The sequence below is a fragment of the Rhodoblastus sp. genome, assembly GCF_041915505.1.
Taxonomy (GTDB): Bacteria; Pseudomonadota; Alphaproteobacteria; order Rhizobiales; family Beijerinckiaceae; genus Rhodoblastus.
Window position 1 is genome coordinate 1 of record NZ_JAYSBG010000175.1, and the last position, 7179, is coordinate 7179.

Below are 7179 nucleotides of genomic sequence, written 5' to 3' on the forward strand. Positions count from 1 at the left end.
AATGATCGACCATTCCCGATCGGTCAGTTCAAAACGCCGACGCGTCATCAAAGCCCCCAGAATCACAGGGAACCTTGAATCATTCTTTCGCGGTCGCGGGAATCCCGTTTATGAGTTTAGGACCTAGTCACGACTATGTCACATCCAGATCGCTTGCTGGACGACGTCCTGCATACGCTTAACCGTTGCAGGGCCAACCATATCGATTTGCAGCAATCGAGCTTCCGGCACTTCTGCAAGCTCCTGAACCGTATTGATTCCCGCTGCCTTTAAGCGAGCGATCTTGTCTTCCGTGAGACCGTAAGGGTACGCCCGTGACTTCGCGAGCACTTCAACGTCCTTGCCAAGAATACCAAGCTCGTTTTCAGGTGCTAACGCGGGCATAACAAAAGCGCTGAACGTCCCTGCGGATGAATGTATCTCTGCTAGATCCGGTTTGGCTGCAATCCACTCGTCGATCATCTCTATCGTAAGGCGTTTTGTGGGCACCTGCTCAAGCAGGCTGCACAAATTGACCGCGTAAACGGGGCCTCGACCTCCCGACTTCATACCGCGAGAAGCCTCCTTCTTGGCCATGAAACCTAGGTATTCGAGGATTTCAAAAACTTTGGAGAACTGGCTTACGATATTTCGGTGAATTGTAACCCGATCCTGTGCAATTATTCGGCTAGTTTGGCGAAGCGGCCGACACAAATGTTCCATTATTGCTTCGAAAATCGATGTCGCCGTTCCTACCAGTGGTTCGTAGACACCAAGCTTAGGCGCAACCTCCTCCATCAGAGGCCAGTAATAATCTTCGGCCATGTTGAGCAGACAACTGTTTACGTCTGGAATGCTCACGCGCGTTTTGCCATCGAACCTATTGCAAGCGAGAATGAAGGCGCGCATGTTACCCACCACCGCGCGGCCAAGCAGGCTGGCAAAAGTATCTGGCGTTAAGCGGTCCGAAAATATGTCACGGTTAGCCAACGTCGGATATCGTGTCCTAAGGACGTCGCTGAAATAGCGATCTCCACCTGAGACGTCCGATCTACTAATATCAATTACGGTCGAGTCATTGAATACATCGAATCTAACACCAAATTTTGTGACCCCCGGGTAAATTGAGGCCTTGCATGAAGTTGAGTTGCTGGACAAGGTCCTAAACAGATCGAAGAACACCTCCAAAGGTTTCTCTCGACCGATATGCGCGGCATCGTCGAACAGAATGACAACGCGCTTATCCAGCGTTCTAGCAAGCTTGGCTAAGGATATCTGAAGCGCAACCTCGTCCTCAGCGAAATCGAACTCAACGGATTGGCCTTGGGTCAAAAGCTCGGCGGAAATGGCTTTGGACAAAAGCGAACAGAAATGTCCAATGTATTCGGAACCGTCCGACTGAAGCAATGGCAAATAGCGAAGGCTCATATAGATCGAGAAAGCGGAGCCTGTTGCACGCATACGTCGGTGGGACTCAATGAGAAGAGCGCTCTTTCCGCTGCCTCGTCCGCCACGAAGCAAGACAGGGCCATGAGCTGAAAGTTTGCGGATGATGACGTCGTCGAACGGCGAAAAGGAATGGTAACCCTCGAACTTATCCGAAGGGCACTCCTCGGCTGCCAAAATCAATCCCGCGTCAATCTCTTCGAGAGCCGTGTCGTTCACGAAAACGCCTTTCTAAAATTTTTGTAGGCATCGAGCGCGTCACTTCGGCCTAGTGAGCGGTACGCTGTAGGGACAAAATGAGAAACGAATCCCATGTTTGCCACTTGGATGAGACAGTCTCGGATCGCGTCTTTCAAGGTGCCTTCGTCCATCACGACGGAGGACACAAAGAAGTCCCAGTGCACACCCTTTGAAAGCTTGGAGTAGAGTGCTGAGCACTTTCCCTTAGTTGACGAAGTGAAGTTGTCCGGGTCTATCGCCTGCAACTCCCTGAGTTCCCCGCCTTCCCCGCGTTCGGCTAGATAATCCAAGGCCGCTTCTGCAGCCGGTTTCCAGTATACGTGGTCAACATACGCGGAGAATAGGGCCCTGCTTATACGTGCGAGCTCATGATCTGTGTTCCATAAGTCGCGCGCGGGTGGTTTCTCGTCGGCTAGGACGTCGCCCGCCCACTTGAATCCGGATTTTGAGGGCTTAGCATATTCGAAGCCGCCCTGCGCTTGGAACTCTGCTAAATAAAGCATTCTAAACGGGTCCAAACGCCCCACAAGCGCTGCGCAAGCATTCTCGAGAGTAACTCTTGCGCAAAAAGCTCCGAAAGTCTGAGCTTCGTCCGAAAAAGTGCTATTTAGATAATCAACTGCTTTGTTCGCGAAGCGGTCGATGGAAGCGCCAAGATGATCTAAGGTTCTATTGGCCGTGCAGGACTCACCCGTGCGGCCGCACACCAGCATGCCCAGAGCCAAGTCTATCTCCTCCGACAATCGACTCGCTTAAGCTACTGCTTCGTACTCCTGTTAACAATCCACAGCCGGAACGCCCGATCAAAGGTCACAGGGAGCTCATGGTCGCCAGGATGTTCATCGGGATAGCTGCGCGGCACGCGGTCGAACGGGTCGTACCGGTCATGGCGGAAAAAATGGACGCACTGATGCCGCTAGCCAATGGTTGTGCGCGTGGCGTTCGACGCGAAAGAATTGGAAACGGTCATCGGTGGCCGCCTTGGTCCGCAGTTGAGACCTCAGCTGCCCTGTTCGAGAAGGTCGGCTTCGAGCCATTAAGAGCGAACGGCACCATGATCTGAGCCTCCCGTTTGGTCCGTGAGCGGACATTCATCCTGAGGCGGCTACCGCCAGCCGGCAAGGCTTGACCGCGCGCCCTCCCTTGGGCAGGTTCCGCGAAACGACCAAGCCGGAGCGCCCGACATGTCCGTCGCCTATGATCCCAACAATATTTTCGCCAAGATCCTGCGCGGCGAGATTCCCTGCGAGAAACTCTACGAGGACGAGGATACGCTCGCCTTCATGGACGTCATGCCGCAGGCCGAGGGCCATCTGCTGGTGATTCCCAAGCTCGGCGCACGCAACATTCTCGATGTCCCGCCCGAGGTTCTCTCGTCATTGATCCTGCGCGTCCAGAAACTCGCCCGCGCGGCCAAGGCCGGCATGGGGGCGGAGGGCGTCACGATCATCCAGTTCAACGAGCCGGCGGCGGGCCAGACGGTCTATCACATCCATTTCCATGTGATCCCGCGCTGGGAGGGAATCGCGCTGCGCCCGCACAGCGGCAAGATGGCCGATTCCGCCACGCTCAAGGCCCATGCCGACAAGATTCGCGCCGCTCTGGCGGCCGACGCCTGAACGGCCTCAACGCCACAGCCAAACCGACAGGATAATCACCGCCTCGCCGGCGACAATGGCGGCGAAGACCGAGCGCCGCGCGGCGAAAAAGGCCGCCGCGGCGACAACAAAGGCCGCGCCGCGCGCCCAGACCGGCGCGGCGGCGAGTTCGCGCGACGGAACCAAGGCGATCTTGACCACAACGCCGACCAGCAGCACCGTCGCGACGCTGCGCACGAACAGGAACCATTCCGAATCCTCGTCGAGCCGCCGCGCCACCACCACTGACAGCGTTCGCCAGATCTCGCTCGGCAGGAAGCCCAGCAGGATCAGCGCGAGATAAGGCGCAAGGGTCGGATCGCCGGAAAAGACGCTCATGCCCGTCGCCGCGCCAGATAGCCGATGAACCAGGCCCCGCCGCCGCCGACCAGCGCCAGAGCCGGGAGGTCGAAGCCGCCGCCGACGAAGGTCACCATGACAGGCGCCAGGACCACGCCGGCGAGCATCGACAGCCAGTCCGCGCCCGAGCGCGACGAGCGCGCGGTGGTGGCGAGGAAATAGATCGGCGACAGCATCATCAGGCCGGCGCCGAGCGGCGTGGGCAGCGAGCCCATCATCCAATAGCCCAGCGCCGTCGACAGCGCGGTCATCCCCATGCAGGTGAAAGCCAGTCCGAAAAAGAACGGCAGGCGCGCCGGACGTTCGATATCGGGTAGCCGGCGCAGGGATTCCGCCCAGACCGTCACCGCGACGAAATGCGAGGCGGCGAGCAGGACGGCGAGCGGCGTGCGCTTTTGCCGCAGCATCGGCAGCACCGACAGGCACATCGGCAGCAGCCGCACCGAGGACAGGCTGACCGCGAGCGCGATCGCCGGCGGCGCGGTCTTGGCGATGACCGATCCGAAGAACAAAACCTGCCCCGGCCCGGCCCAGACCAGCAGCGTCGACAGGACGGCCGCGCCGACCGGAAAGCCGGCCGCCCGCGCGAGAGAACCCACGCCCATCAGAGAAATGGCGACGTAAAAGGCCGGCCCGGTCAGCGACTGGCGGACGCCTTCGAGGAACCAGCGCCGCGACCCATCGGGGTCGAGCGTCTCGGGGTTGGTCAGCGCAGGTCCGGCGTGAGGCGGCTTCACATTTCCGCCAACAGCTCCAGCCTCGGCACGTCGAGCAGCCGGACGCCATCCGGCACGATGACGATGGCCTTTTCGCGGGCGAGTCGCGTCATCATGCGGCTGACGGTCTCGACCGTGAGGCCGAGATAATCGCCGATATCGAGCCGGGTCATCGGCAGCGGCACATGAACCGAGGCGCCATGAATGCGCGCATAGCGATTGCGCATGCCGATCAGGAAGGAGGCGATCTTCTCTTCCGCCGTGCGGCGGCCGAGCACGACCATCTGATCCTGCGCCACGGTCAGCTCATGCGCCGTCATGTTCATCAAGGCGCGCAACAGGCGCGGCTTCTTGTCGAGCACGTCGGAAAAGCCGATCCGCGAGAACTGGCACAATTTGACCGGCGTCAGCGCGTCGGCGGTGAACAGATGGGTCGGCTGCATGGCGAGGCCGAGGAAATCGCCCGGCAGAGCGAAGCCGACCACCTGGCGCCGGCCATCGGGCAGAAGCTTGGACAGCCGCAGCGCGCCGGCGGTAAGATTGGAGACGAAGGGCGCGTCGCGGCCCTGTTCGAACAAGGTGGCCTTGGCCGGGAAAGCCAAAGTGCGGCCGATGCGCTCAAGCAGCGCGAATTCGTCCGGCTCCAGGGAATCGCAAACGCTCAGGCCCTTGATTTCGCATTCGCTGCATTCCAGCGCGAGACCGGGCGACGCCTTGTGCGAACAGGCGATGCTGCGCGGGCTGGTCTCGATTCGTCCGAAAACTGTGTCGAACAGCGCCTTTTCGGCCAGACTTTCCAAAACCTAAGCTCCTTACGGCCCGAATTGGCGCGCGATCCATTCCCGAAATGCCGCCCAGACCATAGCACGGCGGGAATAGAGGACAAAGTTTTTGATCCGCATCAAGGACAAGCCGGAAGCGCCCTGCGCGCCTTGCTCCGGGCCATGGCTTCGCCTATTCCTTCGTCTGAGCCGGCGCCGCGCCGGCGAATCTCCCGCCGCCCCGGGGCAGGATGTCAGAATGGACAAGAGCGTTTCCTCGGACCACGGGCGCCGTTTCGAGCGGATCAATTTCCTCGCCGCGAAAACGCCGGAAGCCGAGCATGCCCGCGCCCGGCTGGTGGGCCGCTACGGCGACGACCATTCCGACGAAGCGGATGTGGTCGTGGCGCTCGGCGGCGACGGCCTGATGCTGCAGACCCTGCACCAGTTCATGGGCCGCAACATTCCGATCTATGGGATGAATCGCGGTTCGGTCGGCTTCCTGATGAACGAATTCCGCGAGACGGGATTGCGCAAGCGGCTGCAATCGGCGCGAAGCTCGTTCATCCACCCTTTGCGCATGACCGCCGTGAACCGCGCCGGCGAGACCGCGACCGCCCATGCGATCAACGAGGTTTCGCTGCTGCGCCAGAGCGCCCAGGCCGCCAAGCTGCGCGTCTATGTCGACGGCCATGTGCGGCTTGAGGAACTGGTCGCCGACGGCGCGCTCGTCTCCAGCCCCGCCGGCTCGACTGCCTATAATCTCTCGGCCAACGGACCGATCGTGCCGCTCGGCGCGCCGCTGATGGCGCTGACCCCGATCTCGGCCTTCCGGCCCCGGCGCTGGCGCGGCGCCCTGTTGTCGGACAAGGCCGAAGTGATGATCGAGGTGTTGGAGGCCGACAAGCGTCCGGTCGCCGCCGTGGCCGACCATTATGAAATCCGCGACGTGGCGCGCGTGACGGTGATGACCGATCATTCGGTCGGGCTGGAGCTGCTGCACGACCCCGGCCATTCGATGGAAGAACGCATTTTGCGCGAGCAGTTCAGGCCGTAGCGCCCGCCGCCGCCCATAACGTCATTGCGAAGGAGAAGCCTATGCCCAGCGATCGGAAACCCGCTCCGCGCAATCTCGCCGAACTGATTCTGGCGGATGAGAAATATTCCTTCTCACGGCTGACCTATGATCTCCGCCGCGCCGACGGGCGCTGGGAGACGCATGAGCGCAATCTGTTTCGCCGTCCCGACGCCTGCGTGCTGCTGCCCTACGATTCCGCGCGGGGAAAAGTGCTGCTGACGCGCCAGTTCCGGCTCGGCGCCTATATGAACGATTCCTCGCCCCGCCTGCTGGAGGCCTGCGCCGGCACGCTCGATCCGGGCGAGGAGCCCGCCGATTGCATGCGCCGCGAGGCGATGGAGGAAATGGGCCTGCGGGTCGAGGGCCTGCGCTTCCTGTTCGAGGCTTTCGTCAGTCCGGCCGCCTCGACGGAAAAGCTCTATTTCTTCGTCGCGCCCTATGGCCCCGAGGCGCGCGTCGGCGCGGGCGGCGGCATGGAGGAGGAAGGCGAGGAGATCGAAGTGGCCGAGGAGCCCTTCGTCGAAATGCTGCGCGAGGCGGAAGCCGGCGCCATCCGCGACGGCAAGACGCTCACTTTGCTCTACTGGCTCAAGGCCTCCGGGCTGATGGATTAGCGGTTGTCGTCGCCCCCTTGCTTCCCGGACGCCTGTCGTTCCGACGGGCGGCAGTCGCCGCGAACGAAATGATCGCTGCATTGACCTGGCGGTCTCGCGCCAGCCGGGAACAGGTCACGCCATTTTCAGCGATCCGCGCCTTTGGCTCCAAGAAACTCCGCCGCCCTCAAGAAACCCCGGATCGCCACTGACCCGGCGATTCGCCGACGAATTTCTTGAAGGCGCGGCTGAATGCGGCTTCGGATTCATAGCCGACTTCGCTTGCGACCACGGAAATCTTCACGCGACGATCGGCCAGGAGTTTGGCGGCCAGCTGCATGCGCCAATGAGTCAGATATTGAATCGGCG

Annotated in this window: 9 protein-coding genes; 3 read left to right on the forward strand and 6 right to left on the reverse strand. The window is 60.9% G+C overall.

The genetic code is table 11. From position 1 onward, the window contains the following. Window positions 1–138: 138 nt before the first annotated feature. Together ACE3S9_RS11850 and ACE3S9_RS11855 are read right to left on the reverse strand one after the other, a co-directional pair. Window positions 139–1644, reverse strand: a complete 1506-nt coding sequence (locus ACE3S9_RS11850) for an ATP-binding protein (RefSeq protein ID WP_374546665.1) — start codon at window positions 1642–1644, stop codon at window positions 139–141. Next, the gene (locus ACE3S9_RS11855; RefSeq protein ID WP_374546666.1) at window positions 1641–2390 is read right to left on the reverse strand and encodes a hypothetical protein; all 750 of its coding nucleotides are present in this window, start codon (window positions 2388–2390) and stop codon (window positions 1641–1643) included. The genes ACE3S9_RS11850 and ACE3S9_RS11855 overlap by 4 nt, the downstream gene beginning before the upstream one ends. Window positions 2391–2849: 459 nt before the next feature. Here ACE3S9_RS11855 and ACE3S9_RS11860 point away from each other — a divergent pair, with 459 nt between their 5' ends. After that, window positions 2850–3284, forward strand: coding sequence for an HIT family protein (locus ACE3S9_RS11860; protein ID WP_374546667.1), 435 nt, complete (start codon window positions 2850–2852; stop codon window positions 3282–3284). 6 nt (window positions 3285–3290) lie between these two features. Here ACE3S9_RS11860 and ACE3S9_RS11865 read toward each other — a convergent pair whose 3' ends face one another. From ACE3S9_RS11865 to ACE3S9_RS11875, 3 genes are read right to left on the reverse strand one after another with little or no spacing between them, the layout of a single operon-like run. After that, a complete protein-coding gene (locus tag ACE3S9_RS11865; protein WP_374546668.1) occupies window positions 3291–3641 on the reverse strand; it encodes an AzlD domain-containing protein in 351 nt (116 codons plus the stop codon). Next, window positions 3638–4399 carry an AzlC family ABC transporter permease gene (locus ACE3S9_RS11870; RefSeq protein ID WP_374546669.1) on the reverse strand — a complete coding sequence of 254 codons (762 nt, stop codon included), beginning with the start codon at window positions 4397–4399 and terminating at the stop codon, window positions 3638–3640. The genes ACE3S9_RS11865 and ACE3S9_RS11870 overlap by 4 nt, the downstream gene beginning before the upstream one ends. Continuing rightward, window positions 4396–5178, reverse strand: a complete 783-nt coding sequence (locus tag ACE3S9_RS11875; RefSeq protein ID WP_374546670.1) for a Crp/Fnr family transcriptional regulator — start codon at window positions 5176–5178, stop codon at window positions 4396–4398. Before ACE3S9_RS11875 ends, ACE3S9_RS11870 begins: the two co-directional genes overlap by 4 nt. A gap of 220 nt (window positions 5179–5398) precedes the next feature. On the opposite strand from ACE3S9_RS11875, the gene ACE3S9_RS11880 reads away from it, so the two are divergent. Further along, window positions 5399–6196 (forward strand): NAD kinase, encoded by a 798-nt coding sequence (locus ACE3S9_RS11880; protein ID WP_374546671.1) that lies wholly within the window; start codon window positions 5399–5401, stop codon window positions 6194–6196. 41 nt (window positions 6197–6237) lie between these two features. Next, the gene (locus ACE3S9_RS11885) at window positions 6238–6831 is read left to right on the forward strand and encodes an NUDIX domain-containing protein (protein ID WP_374546672.1); all 594 of its coding nucleotides are present in this window, start codon (window positions 6238–6240) and stop codon (window positions 6829–6831) included. 166 nt (window positions 6832–6997) lie between these two features. Here ACE3S9_RS11885 and ACE3S9_RS11890 read toward each other — a convergent pair. Then, on the reverse strand, window positions 6998–7179 hold a 182-nt coding region (locus tag ACE3S9_RS11890; RefSeq protein ID WP_374546673.1), incomplete at its 5' end, for a helix-turn-helix domain-containing protein.